Source organism: Halomonas organivorans (genome assembly GCF_014192055.1).
Taxonomy (GTDB): domain Bacteria; phylum Pseudomonadota; class Gammaproteobacteria; order Pseudomonadales; family Halomonadaceae; genus Halomonas; species Halomonas organivorans.
Window position 1 is genome coordinate 63,962 of the sequence record NZ_JACHXM010000009.1, and the last position, 17,904, is coordinate 81,865.

Sequence of the window (17,904 nt, forward strand, 5' to 3'; positions counted from 1 at the left end):
CCGATTGCACCTCGGCTTCCCTTGGCGGCTTACCGTTGCCGCTATTTCAAATATTAAACTGTATTTCTTATTTGATACAGAATGAAGATAGACGCCGCACCGCCATTTGTCAAGGTCCGCTAAAGGCGCCAGAAATGGCTTACAACTCTCTGATTTTTATGAGAAAAAAACCGCTCATCCGGCCTGCCTTCGCGCCCGCTCGCCCTTGGGAGCGGGTAAGGCGGACTCAGGCCCTGGCAGTGGCCGACAATCGCTTGTCGCGCAGCTCGATCATGCGCCGCGCCAGGGCCTCCAGCAGCGCCATCCGGGTGCCCTGATGGGCGGGATCGCCCCATAGGTTGCGGGTCTCGTGGGGATCCTCGGCCAGGTGATAGAGCTCGCCACCCTCCTCGCCCTCGAACAGGCTGAGCCGCCAGTCCTCGGTGACCAGGGTGGTGATGCCGCTGTCGGCGTCGCCGTCACGGAATACCTGGATGCCGGCATCCTCGATCAACACCGGCGGCGCCGGCCGCTGCGCGTCGAACAGGTCGCGGCCCTGCATGCCGATCGGCGTCTTCAGGCCGGCCCGCTGCAGCAGCGTCGGCGCCAGGTCGATGGCGCTGCCGAGCCGCCCCGAGACGCTTCCGCCGGCCTCGGACGAGTGGGGGTCGTGCCAGATCAGCGGCACGCGCACCACGCTCTGGAAATGCAGGCCGAGCTTGAGCACGGTGCCGTGATCGCCCATGTAGTCGCCGTGGTCCGAGGTGAAGGCCACCACGGTGTCCTCGGCCAGCCCCCGCTCGTCGAGCCGCCCCAGCACCTGGCCCACGGCATCGTCGACCATCGAGATGCTGCCGTAGTTGAGGGCGATGATCTCGCGCAGCTGGCGTTCGGACAGGCTCAGCGGCCAGTGGCTGTCGGGCTCGTCGCGGCCCCAGCGATAGGCCGCAAGCGCCGCATCCGGCAGGTCGGCGATGGCCTCGACCGAGCGCCCCGCGGTGGCCGGCAGCACCACCTCGTCGGGATCGTACATCGACCAGTAGCGCCCGGGCGGGGTGAAGGGGTGATGGGGATCGGGGAAGGACACCACCAGCACGAAGGGCGTCTCGTCGTCCTGGTCGTCGAGGAAGGCGCAGGCCTGTTCGGCGACGTAGGCGGTCGGATAGGAGCCTTCGGGCAGCGCCGTGCGCCAGCACTGGGGCGCCGTGACGCGCTCGTCGGGCAGGGCATTGGCCGGCCCGCGCAGCGCATCGGGATCGGCATGCCGCTCGCGCAGCCAGCCGCTGTAATGGCCCTCGACCTGGTCGCCGTGGCCGATGCACAGCCGCACGTGCTCGAAGCCATAGTAGGGCATGGGCAGCGCGAGGTCCGGCGTCTCGGCCCAGCGCCGACGCACTTCCCAGCGGTAGGCGTCGCCGTCGCGCTGGCGGCGCAGGCTGTGCCCGAGCGCGTCGGGCAACGTCTCGCCCTCGCCGCCCTGCCGCCGCTCGGGCGCCGGGATGTCGGTGACGTTCTGGAAGTGCGCCTTGCCGATGTAGCCGCTGCGGTAGCCGGCCCCACGCAGCGCGTCGGCGAAGGTCACGCTGTCCAGGTCCAGCGGGATGCCGTTCTGGCGCACCCCGTTGACCGACGGCTGCTGGCCGGTGACCAGGCAGGCCCGGTTGGGCTGGCAGATCGGCGTGGCCACGTGGAAGCGCGTGAAGCGCACCCCCTTCGCGGCCAGGCCATCCAGGTGCGGCGTGCGGACGGTGGGGTCGCCGTAGCAGCCCAGGTGCTCGGCGCGCTGCTGGTCGGTGATGAAGACGATGAAGTTCGGGCGTCGCATCTCTGCCTCCTCGCTCGGGATCGCCGGCTCAGTCGAACATCAGGCCGACCGGCCAGGTGACGATCGCCGGAAAGGCGAAGACGATGGCGATGGCCAGGAAATCGCAGACCAGGAACGGCACCGCCGCCTTGTAGATGCTGCCCATGCCGGTGCCCTGGGGGGCCACGGCCTTCATCACGAACAGCGCGGCGCCCAGCGGCGGCGAGGTGGAGCCGGTCTCGATGGCAATCAGGAACAGCGCGGCGAACCACAGCGGATCGAAGCCGAACTGCTCCACCACCGGCACGAAGATCGGCAGGGTGATCATCATGATCGGCAACGGGCCCATGAACATGCCCAGCACCACCACGGTCAGCACCATGGCCAGCACGATGGTCTTGTCGCCGAACGGCAGGCCGAGCACCGCGTCCATCAGCCCGAAGGTCGCCCCGGTGAAGGACAGCAGCTGGGTGAAGGCGATAGCGCCGGCAACGATCAGCAGCACCATCACCGAGATGGCGGCGCTCTCGAACATCGAGTTCTTGAAGATGTCGAGGCTCAGGCGGCGCTTGCCCAGCGCCAGCAGCACCGTGGCCACGGCGCCGGAGGCCGCCGCCTCGGTAGGCGTGGCCAGGCCCAGGAAGATCACCCCGACCACGGCGAACACGATGATGCCGATCGGCAGGATGTTGCGCACCCCGGCTTCGAGCTTGACCCGCATCGGCGTGGGCGCGACGTCGAAGGACGGCGCCACCTCCGGCTGCAGGGTACAGCGGCCGAGGATGTAGACGGTGTAGAGCACCGCCATCAGCAGGCCCGGCAGGATGATGGCGATCAGCAGGCGCCCGATCGGCAGCTCGGCCACCACGCCCAGCACCACGGCCAGCGAGCTCGGCGGAATCATGATCGCCAGGCCGGCGGAGCCGAGGATCGGCCCCAGCGACATCGGCTTCTTGTAGCCGCGTTTCTCCATCTCCGGCACCAGGCTCGAGCCCAGCAGGGCGATGGAGCCCATGCTGTTGCCGGTCAGGGTAGAGAACAGCACCCCGCCGCCGACGGCCATGAAGGCCAGTCTTCCGCGAAGTTTTCCAAACCATTTGTCGAGCGTGTCGAGCAGATCGTTGGCGATGCCCGAACGGAACATCACCTCGCCCATGATCATGAACATGGCGATGGGCACCAGGGTAAAGCTGGTCAGCGCCCCGGTGGTATTGATCACCAGCTGTTCGACGCCGGACATGCCGCCCAGCAGCACATAGGCACCGACCAGGTTGACGACCAGGAAGGCGAACGCCACCGGCATGCCGAGCATCATCAGCAGCAGGAGCGGTCCCATGAGCAGGAGCAGCGTCAGCCACCAGTCCATATCAGCCTCCAGGGGAGTATTGTCTGTGCGCAGGCCGTGGGCTCAGCGCTTGAAACTGTCGAGGGTCTGCGCCACGAACTGGATCGTGAGCAGCAGCATGCCGAGGGGGAACACCATGGTGATCAGGTAGCTCGGCGGTCGCATCAGGGTGGTCTCGCGCATCCCGTACTCGAACTGGTCGAGGGTCACCAGGCCACCGACCCAGGTACAGTAGCCGCAGGCCACCGCCGCCAGGGCACACAGCACGCCGACCAGCAGGCGCCGCGCCCACTCGGGCAGGGCGTCGGTGATCAGGTCGATGGCCACGTGGCGGTGCTTCTCCAGCAGGTAGGGGGCGCCGAGAAAGGTCATGTAGAGCAGCGAGTATTCGCTGAGCTCGATGACCCAGACCAGGGAGTGGTCGAACAGCACCCGGGAGAGAATCTCCAGGAACACCAGGGTCGTGGCGGCGACCAGCACCAGGCCGCTGAGCCAGGCCAGCCACAGGTTCAGCCGGCTGACGCCGCGCATGAACGCCGAAGACGAGGGGCGCGAGGCGCAAAGAGAGTCATCCATAGCGGGGGTCCCGAAAGGTGGTCGGGCCCCGGCGCCCTAGGGAGAGGACGCCGGGGACGCAGGGGCGATCAGTCGACCAGCATGGCCTTGAGCTTGGCATGCAGCTCCGGATCCACGTCCTCGGCCAGCTTGTCCCAGGCCGCCTCGATGGCGGTCGAGAGATACTGGTCGGCGTCGTCACCGGTCAGCTCGACCTCCTGGAAACCGGCATCGTCCATCTGCTGATAGCCCGTCGCGATGATGTCGTTCCAGCTTTCGTCGATCTCGGGCGCCAGTTCATCGCGCAGGTAGCTCTGCACGCGCGCCTGCAGGTCCTCGGGCAGTTCGCTCCAGGCCTCCGGGTTGACCAGCACGTTGAAGCCGGCCCGGTAGTAGGGGGGCGTGACGTAGTAGTTGACCACGTCCTCGAACTGGTCGACCCAGCCGAGGTTGCTCTGGGCGAAGCCGTCGATCACGCCACGCTCCATGGCGGTATAGATCTCGCCCATCGGCAGCACCAGGGGCTCGGCGCCGAGCGACTCGACGAACGGCAGGATGGTCGGGAAGACGCGGATGCGCTTGCCCGAGATATCGTCGAGGCCGGTGACTTCGTCCTTGAAGAACAGGAAGAACTTCACCGGGCTCGCCGGGATCTCGCCGAGATAGTGCAGGCCCCGTTCGGCGTGAACCTCGGTCATCAGGTCCAGGTAGCCGGTCTGGGCGATCTCGTCGTAGGTCTTGAACGACAGGTTGGAGGCAGTGGCCGACGGCACCAGGCCGGAATAGTAGCTGGGGCTGGTCATCGCCATGTCGATGGACCCGTTGCGCACCGCATCGGCCAGGCGGAACGGCGGCATCACCTCGGGGCCGCCGCGCCAGTTGATCTGCAGTTCGCCGTCGAACTTCTCGTTGATCGCCTCGACGAAGGCCTCGAAGCCGTGTGATACCACCGCGCTCTTGGGGGTGAAGGAGACGGCGTTGAGGGTGATTTCCTCGGCCTGGGCGGCCCCGGCGGCGGTCGCCAGGGACAGGCCCAGCAGGGACGTGGTCAGGAGCTTCTTGGTCATGCGGGAATTTCCTCGGATGTTGTTATTGAAGCGTTCGGGGAGCAGAGGCCGGCGTCAGGCCAGCGCCACGCCCCAGGCATCGTAGCCGTAGACCCAGTCGGCATTTCCCTCGCCCTTGAGCCAGTCGTTGGCCCGGGAGCCGCGCTGTACCTTGGCGGTACGCTCCTTGCGGGCCGACTCGAAGCGGTCCAGCGCCGCGGAGAGCCCGGCGCGGTCGACGCCCTCCAGGCAGCGCGACAGCACCACCGCGTCCTCGATGGCCATGCACGCGCCCTGGGCCATGAAGGGCACCATGGGGTGGGCGGCGTCGCCGATCAGGGTGGCGTGCCCCACCGACCAGCGTTCCATGGGCTCGCGCACATAGAGCGCCGACTTGGTCACGCCCTCACAGGCGGCCAGCAGGGCCTGGACGTCGGAGTGGAAGTCCTTGTAGACCGCGCGCAGCTCGTTGACGTCGCCGGGCAGGGTCCAGGACTCCTCGCGCCAGTCGTCCTGGGCTGTGGTGGCGAAGATGAACACCTCCTCGCCGCGGGTCAGCGGGAAGACCACCACCTGGACATCCGGGCTCGGGCCCCACCACTTGGTGAAGGCATCCAGGTTCTCGATCTCCGGCACCGCGCTGCGCGGCACCACCGAGCGATAGGACACCAGGCCGGTGAACTCGGGTTGGTCCGCGCCGAACAGCTCGCGACGCACGGCGGAGTGAATGCCGTCGCCGCCGACCACCAGGTCGACGTCCTCATGGCTGCCGTCGGCGAAGTGAATGCGCATCGGCTCGCCCTGCTCGATGCGTTCGGCCTGCTTGCCCAGCCGGATGGCCTCCTCGGGCAGCGCCTTCTCCAGGGCCTGCAGCAGGTCACCGCGATGGATCGTCAGCTGCGGGGCGCCGTAGCGCTGTTCGGCGGCCTCGCTCATGGGCAGCCGCGAGGTCTCCTCGCCGGTATCCCAGGTACGGCTGATGCGGTGGGTCGGACGCGCCGCGGTCTCGCGCAGCACCTCGCCCACGCCCAGGCGATCCAGGGCACGCACGGCGTTGGGGGTCAGGTTGACGTCGGCACCGATGCGCAGGAACTGCTTGGCACGTTCGAAGACGATGGCCTCATGGCCCTGTTGACGCAGCGCCAGCGCTGCACAGAGACCGCCGACACCCCCACCGCAGATACCGATCTTCAGGCTTGTCATGCTGTTGTTACCTTTGTTGCCATCCCAGACGGCGCGCCGCTTGGCGTGCCATATTTGAAACTTTGTTTATTATTTGATGATAGCAATGTAGGCTCGCCGTCGACCTTTGTCAAACGTCGCCCGGACGGTCGCCGGAGGTCGATCAACGACCCTCGGAAAATCAACAGGATGGGTGCGAAAAGGGCGGCGCCGACCCGGGACGGGCCGGCGCCGGCCGCTCACTCAGTAGCGGCGAACCAGGGGGAGGAGCACGACGGCGCCGAGGAAGGCCATGGCCATCATGAACATCAGCCCGGCGGTCATGTCGCCGGTGGCGACGATCAGGGCGCCGATCAGCACCGGCACCAGGGCACCGGAGAAGTTGCCCAGGCCGTTGAAGATACCGCCGGCGGTGGCGCTGACGTCGGAGGGCGTGGCCTTGGCCAGCAGCGCGAAGACGTTGGGCGCACCGACGCCCCACATCGCGGCGCTGAACGACATGGCGGCGATCATCGCCCAGTTGGAGCCCTCGATGGACAGCACCATCGCCAATCCCAGGCCCGCACCGAGCATGGCGATCGAGCACATCAGCGCGCGCCGGTCGAAGCGGTCGGAGACGATCGCACCGATCACCTCACCCAGCAGCATGGCGATGAACGGCAGCGAGGAGAAGATCCCCGCCTGGTCGAGATCGATGCCCTTGTCCTGGACCAGGTAGGTGGGCAGCCAGCTGTTGAGGCCCCACAGGTAGGCCAGGAAGGCAACGTTGAACAGGCACATCGACCAGAAGGTCCAGCGCTTGAGCAGCCGACCGGTGGCGGCGCGGTGGGTCGCCAGCGGCACGTGCTGCTTGTCGCTGTGCTGCAGCGCCGGGGAGCGGGTACTGACGTCGAGGCGCCGGAACACCAGGTAGACCAGCAGCATCACCGGCACCGTCAGCAGGGCGATGGCGAAGAAGCTGGCTCGCCAGCCGAACTGGTCGATGACCCAGATGGTGAAGGGAAAGCCCAGGGTGGCGCCGATCGGCGTGCCGAGCAGCCACAGCATGGTCGCCCGGGCCTGCTCGCGCGGCGGGAAGAGCCGCTTGACGATGGTATAGGCCACCGCAAACATCGGCCCTTCGGCGATGCCCAGCAGCACGCGCAGGCCGAGCATCAGGCCGTAATCGTCGACGAAGCCCATCACCGCCATGATGCTGGCGGTAAGGATCAGCATGCCGTAGAGGCAACTGCGGGGGCTGAAGATGTCGCCGAGGAAGCCCAGGAACATCGACGAGGCCCCGTAGGAGAGCAGGAAGCCGGTCATCAGCAGGCCCAGCTTGGTCGACTCGCCGACGAGCCCCAGGTCGGCCTGGAAGGCCGGGCTCGAGATCAGTACGGCAACGCTGATCTTGTCGAAGAACGACAGGATCACGCAGGCCAGCAGGGCCAGGGGCACCAGCCAGCGCCGCGCGCCGCTCGATGGCCCGGCATCGGGCGTAGCCCCGGCCGTCAAGGCCGAGGCAGCGGTATCGGACATCGGTTCACCTTATCGTTGTGTCGTCAGGGAGGTCGACTCAGCGCAGCTGCATCAGGTTGTAGTCGGGATCGCCCAGCGCCTCGGGGTCGAGCACCCGCTCGGCGGCCAGCCAACGCTTGCCGAGCTTGATGGCGCGCGGCTGGTCGAAGGCCACCATCTGCACCAGTCGATTCTCGTCGTCCAGGTAGAAGAACACCGGCCCCTGGGGATCGCGACGCACCACGCAGTGCAACTCGCCGCTCGGCACGCCGAGGATCTGGATGTTGACGCCATGCTGGTCGGACCACAGCCAGGCCGGCTCGTCGTAGTGGGCGTCCTTGCCGAGCATGGCGTCGGCCACCACCCGCGCCTGGTTCTGGGCGTAGGCCCAGGACTGCAGGCAGAGCCCCAGGTGAGGGTGCTGGGCCACGTCGCCGGCGGCGAAGATCCGCGGGTCAGAGGTGTGCCCGGCGGCATCGATGACGATGCCCTGCTCGGTGACGAGCCCCGCCTCGCGGGCCAGCTCCAGGTTGATCTCGACGCCGGTCCCCACCACCACCAGATCGTAGGGCTCCCGGGCCTCGCCATCGGCCACGACATTCACCCGGCCGTCGCCCTCCTCGCCCAGGGCGATGTCCTGGCGAGCGAGTTCCAGGCCGACGCCGTGGCGCTCGTGGAGCTCGCGAATCGCCTCGGCCACTTCGGGCCCCACGCTGCGACCGCACAGCGCCGGGGCCCGCTCGAAGACATCCACCTCGACGCCCAGCTTGCGGGCGCTGGAGGCGACCTCGAGGCCGATCCAGCCGCCGCCGATGATGCCGATCCGGCGGCTGCCCTCGAGCTTGGCCTTGAGTCGGGTGGCGTCGTCCCAGGTGCGCAGGGTCATGACGTTGGCGAGGCTCGCCCATTCGGCCACCGGCAGCCGCGGTCGACTGCCGGTGGCGATCAGCAGGCGATCGTAGGGCAGCCGCTCGCCGTCGTCGAGCACCACTTCGCCGGCCGCACGGTCGATCTCGACGGCACGGCGCGGGCGCCGCCAGTCGATGTCGAGCGCTGCCAGGCTCTCCTTCGGGAACAGCCGCGGCAGCGGTTCGCTCTCCGTGACCACGCCCTTGGACAGCGGCGGCCGCTCGTAGAAATCGTGGGGCTCGTCGGCGACCACGGTCAGTCGGCCCTCGAAGCCTTCGCCGCGCAGCGCCTTGCAGGCATAGCCGCCGGCCTGGCCGCCGCCGATCACCACGATGTGCTGGATATCGCTTGCCATGTGCACCACCTCAGTTGAAGACGAAGCCGCCGTTGATCGGGATCACCTGGCCGGTGACGAAGGTCGACCAATCCGAGAGCAGGTAGAGGATGGTTCCGTCCACGTCGTCGGGCTGCTGCTCGCGCTTGAGGGCGCGCCCCTGGGTGTAGTAGTCGTAGCGCTCCTGGGGCACGTACTCGGTGGCCTCGCAGTGGGTCAACCCCGGGGCCACGGCGTTGACGCCGATGCGGCGCTCGCCGAGCTCGCGGGCCATGGAGCGGGTCATGGAGATCACCGCGCCCTTGCTGGCGACGTAGGCCATCAGCCTGGGTGCACCCCACAGGGCGGTGTCCGAGGCCAGGTTGACCACCCGGCCGCCGCCATTGGCCTCGAGCAGCGGCACCGCGGCGCGGGTCATCAGCCAGGTGCCGCGCACGTTGACCGCCATCACCCGGTCCCACAGGGCCATGTCGTAGTCCATCATGGTCTCGCCGCCGACGCCGGTGGCGATGGCCGCGTTGTTGACCAGCCCGTCCAGGGCACCGCCCTCGGCGATCCGTGCCATGCCCGCCTCGATGGAAGCGGGATCGGCCTGGTCGATGACCAGCGCCTCGACCTCGGCGCCGCGCTCGCGCAGCGCCTCGGCGGTCTGCGCAAGCTCGGTCTCGAGGATGTCGCTGATCACCAGCCGCGCGCCCTCGGCGGCGGCGGCCTCGGCGACGCTGCGGCCCAGGCCGCGAGCGGCACCGGTCACCAGGATGCGCTTGCCCTTCAGCATCTCGGCCATGTCAGGCCGCCTGCTGGCGCTCGGCCAGCTGCTTCTTGGCCATCTTCAGCATCACCCGGCGCAGCCGCGAGAGGCCCACGTCGTGCTGGTAGAGATTCTCGTGCGTCCGGGCCTCGGGGGCCAGGTTCTCGAGGATGATGCGATCCTGCTCCAGCACGTCCCAATGCAGCTGCTCGAGCTTGGTGCGGTAGAAGAAGCGCCACACCTGACGCTGCCAGCCGTCCACCTTGCGTACCCGCCAGAAGAACACCCGGGTGTGCTCCTTGTCCTCGGGCACCGCCATGCCGACGATCCAGAACGGGCCGCCCGGGCCGAAGCGCTGCTGGTAGGGGATCGACAGGCGCAGCCACAGGGCATTGGTGTTGCCGAACTCCACCCAGTCGAAGTTGACCCCGGTCTGGCCGGTCTTCTTGAAGATGAAGCCGCTCTCGGTGGGCTCGAGTACCATCTCCGCCTGACGATCACCCTCGGCCATGGAATGCGAGTCCGAGTGCAGGTAGGTGCCGTGCATCGGGTCCATGACGTTGTCGATGGCGTACTGGTAGTTGCACTTCCAGGTGGCGGTGCACAGGAAGTGGCCGTAGGTCTCGCCGTCGGTCAACTGCTCGGGCAGCTCGAGCTCGCCGGGCTCCTCGTCCGGGCTGGTGCCGAAATAGACGAAGATGGCGCCATGCGCCTCCTGGATCGGATAGCGACGCACGCAGGCCTGGCCGACCAGCGGGCTGTTGCTGATCGCCGGTACGTCGCAGACCTCGCCCTCGCCGTTGACCTCGACGCCGTGATACCAGCAGGCCAGGCGATCGCCTAGGTTCCAGCCCTTGGACAGGCGCGCGCCGCGGTGGGGGCAGCGGTCCTCGACGGCATGCAGGGTACCGTCGAAGCCGCGCCACAGCACCAGGTTCTCGCCCAGTCGGGTGATGCCGACGGGGTTGCTGCCGACCTCCCAGCTGGCGGCGACGGGATACCAGAGGGAACGCAGGCCGCTGTCCAGGTAGTCCTGGACGGCGGTGTCGACGGAGGATGCACTAGTCATGTCTCGACCTCGTTATGTCTTGTACTGGCAAGGGGACGCGGCCCCGGGCGGATCACTGCCCGAGCACCGCCATCTCCTGAAGGAAGCTTTCCTGGGTCCAGGCCTGGCCGTTGCGATCGTGGCGGTGGCGGGCGTTGAGGCCCTCGACCACGGCGTCCAGCTCGGTCGCGCCGTCGGCGAAGACCTCCTCGAGGGCCGCCACCAGGGCATGCTCGAAGGCGCCCGGGGCGCTGGCGCGGGTCTGCCACACGGGGTTGGCGAATCCGCCCGGCGCCTCGATATGGCCCTGGCCCGGCTCGCTGGAGGGAATGATGCGCTGCCACTGCTTCAGTTGGGGGTTGTAGTCTTGCTGGGCCATGGTTCAGCTCTCCTCGCTGGTCTCGAGTTGCACCTCGTCGTCGATGATCCGCACCGGGTAGACGTGGAGATCACGGTCGGCGGGCTCGCGCAGGCACTTGCCGCTCTTGATGTCGAAGGTCGCCTCGTGCAGCGGGCACTCCACCTGGCCGTCCTCGACGAAGCCCTGGGACAGCAGGGCATAGGCGTGGGGACAGACATCCTCGAGAGCGTAGTACTCGCCGTCGAGCACGTAGACGCCGATCTCCTTGCCGTCGACCTTGGCGGAATAGGGGAAGTCTTCCTGCACCTGATCGGTCTTGCAGACGGTGGTCCAACTCATGGCTCGGTCCTCATCGGTCGGGGGATGATTCATCCCTGACGAATCTCTTATTTGAGACGGAGTTTTTTATATGATCCTTGACGCCAGTATAGGCACGCCGGGTCGGCTGTCAAATACTATATAGTATTGAGCCGGCGCGACGACAGCGTCACCTGCCTACAGCATAGGCAGGCGGCATGGGAGCGGGTTCGAGAGACCGGTGGGCGTTGCCCAGGTTTTGTGCGAAAAGTCGGCGAGCGCTGGCAGTTTTCGTAAATGGCCTAACGCAGCTCGGTGCGCAGGGAAAGACGATAGTCGTTGGCGGGAATGTGCATGATCTGCCAGGCCACGGTGGTGTCGTCGGCCAGGCGATAGAAGGTCTCGAGGCGCAGCCCCAGCGGCGGGGCATCGGCCTGGTCGGGCAGCATGACCCGAGCCGCGGGCTTGGGCAGCCGCACCAGCCGTACCCGATTCTCGGCATGACTGACCGTTACCCGGGCCCGAGCCTCGAGCAGCGGCAGCACGCTCTCGTGCTCCAGCGCCTCGGCCTCGACCTCGAGCAGCGGCGCCGCCATGTCGGCGCGCAGGTAGATCTCGGTATGGCAGTCGAAGGCGCCGTCGATGCGATCCTGGCGCACCAGCCGCACATGGCCTTCCTCGCACGGCCCCAGGATCTCGCGCCAGTTCCCCTGGCGGCTCAAGCGCTCGCGCTTGAGCAGGCGGATGAACACCATGCGCACCCGAGCGCCGTCGGGGCGCAGGAAGCCAAAGGCGGGAGTGGTGATCTCGCGGCGATGGTCACCGCCGGCGACGAAGGTGCCCAGGCGCCGCTGGCGATAGAGCTCGCCGCTCTCCACCAGGTCACGCAGCGCCTTCTGCACGGTGCCGAGACTCAGCGGCAGCGCCTCGGCCAGCGCCTGCTCGGTGGGCAGGCGCGCGCCCTCCTCCAGCCGACCCTCGACGATCAGCTCGATGATCGCATCGCGCATGCACAGATACTTGGGCGACCTGGGAGAACGTTCGAGGTGCCTGGCGACACGGTCGGCGAGCAGAGTCAGCACGGCGGCGCCTTGTGACGGGAATGAAGGCGGGGATTCTAGCAGGCCCGGCCGCAGGCTCGAAGCCCGAAGCCCGAAGCCCGAAGCCCGAAGCCCGAAGCTGGAAGCTGGAAGCTGGAAGCCAGCATGAGCCCCGACATCATGGGGTCAAGGGGTTTCTTCCAGCTTCCAGCCGCGTAGCGGCGCTCTTCACGCTTCCAGCTTAAGCCCGCGTAGCGCCGCTTTTCGGGCTTCCGGCTTACTTCTCGACGAAGGCCCGCTCGATCACGTAGTCGCCGGGCTCGCCCATGCGCGGCGAGATATTGAAGCCCAGCTCGTCGAGCAGCGAACTGGTCTCGTCGAGCATCGCCGGGCTGCCGCAGATCATGGCGCGATCCTGCTTGGGATCCAGCGTCGGCAGGCCGGTATCCTCGAACAGCTTGCCGGTGCGGATGTGATCGGTCAGACGCCCCATGGTGTGGAACTCTTCGCGGGTCACGGTGGGGTAATAGACCAGCTTCTCGCTGATTTCCTCACCCAGGTACTCGTGGGCCGGCAGCTCCTTGGTGATGAAATCGGCATAGGCCAGCTCGCTGACGGTGCGCACGCCGTGGATCAGCACGATCTTCTCGAAGCGCTCGTAGGCTTCCGGATCCTGGATCAGGCTCATGAACGGCGCCAGGCCGGTACCGGTGGACAGCAGGTAGAGGTTGCGACCCGGCAGCAGGTCGTCGGTCACCAGGGTACCGGTGGGCTTGCGGCTGACCATGATCTGGTCGCCGACGTTGAGGTGCTGCAGGCGCGAGGTCAGGGGGCCGTCCGGCACCTTGATGCTGAAGAACTCCAGGTGGTCCTCGTAGTTGGGGCTGGCGACGGAATAGGCGCGCATCAGCGGCTTGCCGTCCACTTCCAGGCCGATCATCACGAACTGACCGTTCTTGAAGCGCAGGCTGCGCTCGCGGGTGGTCTTGAAGCTGAACAGGGTGTCGTTCCAGTGATGAACGCTGAGGACCTCTTCCAGGGCGAACTTGCTCATGCCGGCTCCCGTCTATTCCGAAAACATATATTCCGTAAACGCATAATTGCGTCGATCGGTCTTTGCAGATGATTCTAAGAGACGGCGGAATATCTGTTAAATGGATTGTATGAATAAAGCTTATCTATAATACGGATAAACCAGATCGGAGCCTGCCGGATGCGCTATACCCTGCGCCAGCTCGAAGTGTTCGTGGCCGTGGCCCAGCACGAGAGCGTCTCCCATGCCGCCCGCGCCCTGTCGCTGTCCCAGTCGGCGGCCAGCACCGCCCTGGCCGAGCTCGAGCGACAGTTCGACTGCCGGCTGCTGGACCGGATCGGCAAGCGGCTCAAGCTCAACGCCCTGGGCTTCCAGCTGTTGCCCAAGGCGGTGGCGCTGCTCGATCGTGCCGAGGAAGTCGAGGAGCTGCTGCGCGGCCAGCAGGGCATCGGCACCCTCGACGTCGGCGCCACCCTGACCATCGGCAACTACCTGGCCACCCTGCTGATCAGCGACTTCATGCAGCAGCACCCGGGCAGCCGCATCCGCCTGCAGGTGCGCAACACCCGCACCATCATCGACAGCGTGCGGCACCACGAGCTGGACCTGGGGCTGATCGAGGGCCAGTGCGAGGACGAAGACGTGATCACCCAGCCGTGGGTGGAGGACGAGTTGGCGGTGTTCTGCGCCCCGCGTCACCCGCTGGCCGGCCAAGGCCCGGTGGAGCTCGACCGGCTGCTGCGGGAAGCCTGGATCATGCGCGAGGAGGGCTCCGGCACCCGGTTGACCCTGGAACAGGCCGCCCGGCACCGTCGTGGACGCTTCAATACCCTGCTCGAACTCGAGCACACCGAGGGCATCAAGCGCGCCGTGGAATCCGGCCTGGGCGTCGGCTGCGTATCGCGGCTGGCGCTGCGCGACGCCTTCCGCCGCGGCAGCCTGGTGCCGATCCCCACGCCCGATCTGGACCTGAGCCGTCAGTTCGCCTTCATCTGGCACCGGCACAAGTACCTGGCGCCCGGCATGCGCGAGTTCCTCAAGCTATGCCGGCAGATGACCGAAGGCATCCGTCGTAGCGACCAGCTCGATCTGCCCCACTATTGACCGGCCATGCGGCACGTCCCTGTGCCGTGACCGGCTCGGCGCAAACGCTGGCCGGCTCAGTCCTCCAGCAGGGCGAGCTCGGCCCGCCGGGGGCGGGCCGCCGGCAAGGCCGGCGCCGAGTCGTCGCGAGCCTTCAGCGTGAAGCCGCCGACCAGCTCGGCGAGATGGTCGGCCTGCTCCTTGAGCCGCTCGGCGGCGGTGGTCGACTCCTCCACCAGCGCCGCGTTCTGCTGGGTCATGTTATCGAGCTCGGACACCGCCACGTTGACCTGGCCGATGCCGTCGCGCTGCTCGCCGGTGGCAGCGGTGATCTCGCCCAGCACGTCGGCCACCCGGGCAACGCTTCCCACCAGCTCTTCCATGGTGTCCCCGGCAGCGCGCACCTGGCGCTCGCCCTCCTCGGTGCGGGTGGCCGAGGTGTCGATCAGCGCCCGGATCTGCTTGGCCGATTCGGCGCTGCGGCTGGCCAGCTGGCGTACCTCGCCGGCCACCACCGCGAAGCCGCGCCCCTGCTCGCCGGCTCTGGCCGCCTCCACCGAGGCGTTGAGCGCCAGCAGGTTGGTCTGGAAGGCGATGCTGTCCATCAGGGTGACGATCTCGCCGATCTGTCGCGACGATTCGCTGATGCCCTGCATCGTCTCCACCACCTGGCCCATGGCCTCACCACCGCGACTCGCCACCTCGCTGGCCGACGCCGCCAGGCCGCTGGCCTGCCGCGCCGCATCCGCGGTGTGCTCCACGGTGCCGGTGATCTCCTCCATGGAGGCCGAGGTCTGCTGCAGGCTGGACGCGGCGTTCTCGGTGCGCCGCGACAGGTCCTGACCACCCTGGGCAATCTCGGTGGCGGCCACGTTCACCGATTCGCTGCTGTCGCGAACGTCGACCAGCACGTCGTTGACCTTGTCGGCGAAGGCGTTGAACTCGATGGCCAATCGCGCCGTCTCGTCGCGGCCGCGCACCGGCAGGCGCCGCGTCAGGTCGCCGTCGCCGGAGGCGATGTCGCGCATGCGCTCGGCCAGCAGGCGCAGCGGCCTGGCGATGCTGCCGCCCATCAGCCAGCTCACCAGCAGGCCCAGGCCCGCCACCAGCAGGCCCACCAGGGTCATGCCCCAGAAATCGGCCCGACGCTGCTCGGCCAGCCGCGCCTCCAGGCCATGCAGCCCGGCCAGCACGGCCTGCTCGGGCAGGCGAATCGCCAGCACCCAGCGTTCTCCGGTGTCGCCGATGGTGAAGGGGCGATAGAGTTCGAAGCGCCCGGCCTGCGCGTCGAAACGATAGCTCGACTCGCCGTCGCGGGCCGCGGCCAACGGCGCCTGCAGCGTCTCGTCGAGGGTGTCAGCCGCGAGCTCGCCCAGGGATGCATCGGCGTCGGTGGCCGCGGCGACCACGCCCCGCGAGGCCACCAGCACCATCTCGCCCACGCCGTCGTAGAGCCCCTGGTTGGCCTCGGCGAGCATGCCCTGCAGGAAATCCACGTCCAGATCCACGCCGGCGATGCCACGGAACTCGTCGTCCACCAGGATCGGCACGTTGAACGAGGTCACCAGCTTCTGCTCGCCGCCGTAGTCGTAGTAGTGGGGATCGATGATGCAAGTACGTCGGGTTTCCTTCGGGCACAGGTAATACTCGCCCTCGCGAATGCCCTGGGCGTTGCGCGCCTCGCTCTCCATGCCGTCGCCCAGCGACAGCACCTCGAGGCCACCATCGGCGGTGCGATACCACCATGGCATGAAGCGGCCATCAGGCCCGTAGCCGCCGTCCTCGATGTCGGTGAAGTAGCCATCGGGGCCGAAGGCATCCGGCTCCCAGCCTATGAAGGCGTCCAGCAGGTCGGGGTGCTCGGCCACCGCGTCGCGGGCCAGATAGGACAGCTCGCGACGCCCCAGGGTCAGGCGAGCCCGCTCCTCGTCATCACGCTCGCCCATCAGCGCATTGGTGTCGGCCAGGCCGCGGGCCACCCCCAGGGCACCCTCGAGCTGGCGCCGGATCGCCTGTGAGCGCGCTTCGGCCAGGGCTTCGAGGCGCTGTCGGGCATTGGCCTCGACCAGATCGCCGGCGTGCTGAGCCACCAGGGACTGGGAGCGTGATCCGGCCCAGGTCGCATAGCCGACCAGCACCGCCGCCACCGCCAGGATGCACAGCCCGACCAGCAGCGCGACATGGGTACGCAACGACTTAAAGCGCATGGCCGGCCTCCCGCGGTGGGAATGGACGGGGCAAGAGGTGCCAGGCACACGCCAGGGGGACGCGGGGCGGGTGGGCCGCCCCGCGCATCGGGGAAAGCATCGTCATGAAAAAGACACTCGCGAATCGGGACAAGGGATTCGTGTTATCGGCACGCCGTCCGCCGACTTGACGCCCCCGGTTCGACCTCGCTTCGCGGATGTCGCCGAACGATCAGCGCAGGTCGCTCACCGCCTCCTGGATGTGCTCGAGGCTGGCCTTGGTGAGGTCCTTGGCGAGGGTGTGGATGACCCGCTTTGCCGTCGGGGCATCGAGCTTGTCGCGCAGCAGGCCGAGAAAGCGGGGCGGCGCCACCAGGATCAGCTTCTCCAGGGTATTGTCGACCCGGGCCCGATACAGACGATCGGCCACCTCACGGGCAAACAGGGTCTCGTGATGGGCAGACGCCACGCTCTCTCCGCCGGAGGAACGCGCGGTGGTGGATGTCGACTCGTGTACGTCGCCCTCGCGATCGGTCACCAGGTCGCCTTCGTGCAGGCGGCCCTCGGCATGCACCAGGCTGTCCTTCTCTTCGAGCTTGAGGGCATCACGGGTGAAGACCCGCGCCCTGGCGGCATCGGCCACCACGATATAGGTCGTCATAGTCGCTCCTTGAGGGATGTGGGGCGAGAGGGGCTCCCTCGCCCACTCTCTCAGCATTGGCAAGCCCCTCTCAAGCGTCAAACGGCGACACCTGGCGTCGGCATCCGCGGACACTGCCGCACGGCCGCCGGCTGGGGTAGGATGCCCGACTCATCGGCACGGAGCCCCGACACCAGCGAGCGGCATCCCCATGGCCGAACCCCGGAGGACACGACATGCGCCACTTCCTGTTCCCGCGGCAACCGCTGCCGCGCTCTACCCTGCTGTTCTGCCACGCGACCATTCAGCTAGGCCTGCTGGCCGCCGGCGGCCTGTGGCTGGCCCCGCGCACGCCCTGGCTGGCCGATACCGACTGGGCGACGGCCTGGCCCGAGCTGGCGCTCGGCGGCGGCGTGATGCTGCTGGCCATGGTCGCCACCCGCCTGCTGGCCGAACTATGGCTGCTCCCCCACTACCTGGCGGCCCAGCGCCCCGGCTTCGCCCCCGGCGCCGTGGTCACCCGTTCGGTGGAACGCCGCCCCGCGGTCCATGACCAGGAGCGTGCCTGGACCGCCGGCGGGCGCGAGGTCGACGGCGAGGACGCGGTGCTGAGTCCGGCCCGCGTCGCCCGCCAGGCCCCGCGTCGCCGCCAGGACGAACCGAGCCTGGACCTGGCCGGAGGACACGCCGAACCGGCGCCCGCCAACGAGCCGCGGCTGTGACGACATTTCGCTCGCGAGGGGCTTACAAACGTCACGAGCGAAGGCCAGGCAAGGCGAAACAGGCTGAAAAACGGACCGGGCTCGCGTGCGAG

General features: G+C 67.8%; 17 protein-coding genes. 2 read left to right on the top strand and 15 right to left on the bottom strand.

Features of this window, described 5'->3' with window-relative positions; translation table 11 throughout:
* Positions 1-226 precede the first annotated feature (226 nt).
* The 13 genes from FHR96_RS11180 to FHR96_RS11240 form a co-directional block, all read right to left on the bottom strand.
* The gene (locus FHR96_RS11180) at positions 227-1,804 is read right to left on the bottom strand and encodes a sulfatase family protein (RefSeq protein ID WP_183387766.1); all 1,578 of its coding nucleotides are present in this window, start codon (positions 1,802-1,804) and stop codon (positions 227-229) included.
* Between the two features lie 28 nt (positions 1,805-1,832).
* On the bottom strand, positions 1,833-3,149 hold the full coding sequence (locus FHR96_RS11185) for a TRAP transporter large permease (protein ID WP_183387767.1): 1,317 nt from the start codon (positions 3,147-3,149) through the stop codon (positions 1,833-1,835).
* A 42-nt stretch (positions 3,150-3,191) separates the two neighbouring features.
* Positions 3,192-3,704 (bottom strand): TRAP transporter small permease, encoded by a 513-nt coding sequence (locus tag FHR96_RS11190; protein ID WP_183387768.1) that lies wholly within the window; start codon positions 3,702-3,704, stop codon positions 3,192-3,194.
* Positions 3,705-3,772: 68 nt separating this feature from the next.
* Positions 3,773-4,750 carry a TRAP transporter substrate-binding protein DctP gene (gene dctP, locus FHR96_RS11195; RefSeq protein ID WP_183387769.1) on the bottom strand — a complete coding sequence of 326 codons (978 nt, stop codon included), beginning with the start codon at positions 4,748-4,750 and terminating at the stop codon, positions 3,773-3,775.
* 54 nt (positions 4,751-4,804) lie between these two features.
* Entirely contained in the window at positions 4,805-5,932 is a 1,128-nt protein-coding gene (locus FHR96_RS11200; RefSeq protein ID WP_183387770.1) for an FAD-dependent monooxygenase, read from the bottom strand.
* A 222-nt stretch (positions 5,933-6,154) separates the two neighbouring features.
* Positions 6,155-7,429: an MFS transporter gene (locus tag FHR96_RS11205; protein ID WP_183387771.1), complete on the bottom strand. Its 1,275-nt coding sequence runs from the start codon at positions 7,427-7,429 to the stop codon at positions 6,155-6,157.
* A 37-nt stretch (positions 7,430-7,466) separates the two neighbouring features.
* Positions 7,467-8,672, bottom strand: coding sequence for an NAD(P)/FAD-dependent oxidoreductase (locus tag FHR96_RS11210; protein WP_183387772.1), 1,206 nt, complete (start codon positions 8,670-8,672; stop codon positions 7,467-7,469).
* Between the two features lie 10 nt (positions 8,673-8,682).
* Positions 8,683-9,438: an SDR family oxidoreductase gene (locus FHR96_RS11215; RefSeq protein WP_183387773.1), complete on the bottom strand. Its 756-nt coding sequence runs from the start codon at positions 9,436-9,438 to the stop codon at positions 8,683-8,685.
* Between the two features lies 1 nt (position 9,439).
* Positions 9,440-10,471: an aromatic ring-hydroxylating oxygenase subunit alpha gene (locus tag FHR96_RS11220; RefSeq protein WP_183387774.1), complete on the bottom strand. Its 1,032-nt coding sequence runs from the start codon at positions 10,469-10,471 to the stop codon at positions 9,440-9,442.
* A gap of 52 nt (positions 10,472-10,523) precedes the next feature.
* Complete coding sequence (locus tag FHR96_RS11225; protein WP_183387775.1) at positions 10,524-10,829, bottom strand: recombinase-like helix-turn-helix domain-containing protein; 306 nt, start codon at positions 10,827-10,829, stop codon at positions 10,524-10,526.
* Positions 10,830-10,832: 3 nt separating this feature from the next.
* On the bottom strand, positions 10,833-11,150 hold the full coding sequence (nirD, locus tag FHR96_RS11230) for a nitrite reductase small subunit NirD (protein ID WP_111382319.1): 318 nt from the start codon (positions 11,148-11,150) through the stop codon (positions 10,833-10,835).
* 260 nt (positions 11,151-11,410) lie between these two features.
* On the bottom strand, positions 11,411-12,190 hold the full coding sequence (locus FHR96_RS11235) for a GntR family transcriptional regulator (protein WP_343066364.1): 780 nt from the start codon (positions 12,188-12,190) through the stop codon (positions 11,411-11,413).
* A 235-nt stretch (positions 12,191-12,425) separates the two neighbouring features.
* The gene (locus tag FHR96_RS11240; RefSeq protein ID WP_183387776.1) at positions 12,426-13,202 is read right to left on the bottom strand and encodes a ferredoxin--NADP reductase; all 777 of its coding nucleotides are present in this window, start codon (positions 13,200-13,202) and stop codon (positions 12,426-12,428) included.
* A 159-nt stretch (positions 13,203-13,361) separates the two neighbouring features.
* On the opposite strand from FHR96_RS11240, the gene FHR96_RS11245 reads away from it, so the two are divergent.
* Entirely contained in the window at positions 13,362-14,285 is a 924-nt protein-coding gene (locus FHR96_RS11245) for a LysR family transcriptional regulator (protein ID WP_183387777.1), read from the top strand.
* 56 nt (positions 14,286-14,341) lie between these two features.
* Here the strand turns inward: FHR96_RS11245 and FHR96_RS11250 are convergent, their stop codons facing one another.
* Together FHR96_RS11250 and FHR96_RS11255 are read right to left on the bottom strand one after the other, a co-directional pair.
* On the bottom strand, positions 14,342-16,471 hold the full coding sequence (locus FHR96_RS11250) for a methyl-accepting chemotaxis protein (RefSeq protein ID WP_183387778.1): 2,130 nt from the start codon (positions 16,469-16,471) through the stop codon (positions 14,342-14,344).
* A gap of 211 nt (positions 16,472-16,682) precedes the next feature.
* Positions 16,683-17,111, bottom strand: coding sequence for a host attachment protein (locus FHR96_RS11255; RefSeq protein ID WP_183387779.1), 429 nt, complete (start codon positions 17,109-17,111; stop codon positions 16,683-16,685).
* Between the two features lie 215 nt (positions 17,112-17,326).
* Here FHR96_RS11255 and FHR96_RS11260 point away from each other — a divergent pair, with 215 nt between their 5' ends.
* The gene (locus tag FHR96_RS11260) at positions 17,327-17,812 is read left to right on the top strand and encodes a hypothetical protein (protein WP_183387780.1); all 486 of its coding nucleotides are present in this window, start codon (positions 17,327-17,329) and stop codon (positions 17,810-17,812) included.
* Positions 17,813-17,904 lie beyond the last annotated feature (92 nt).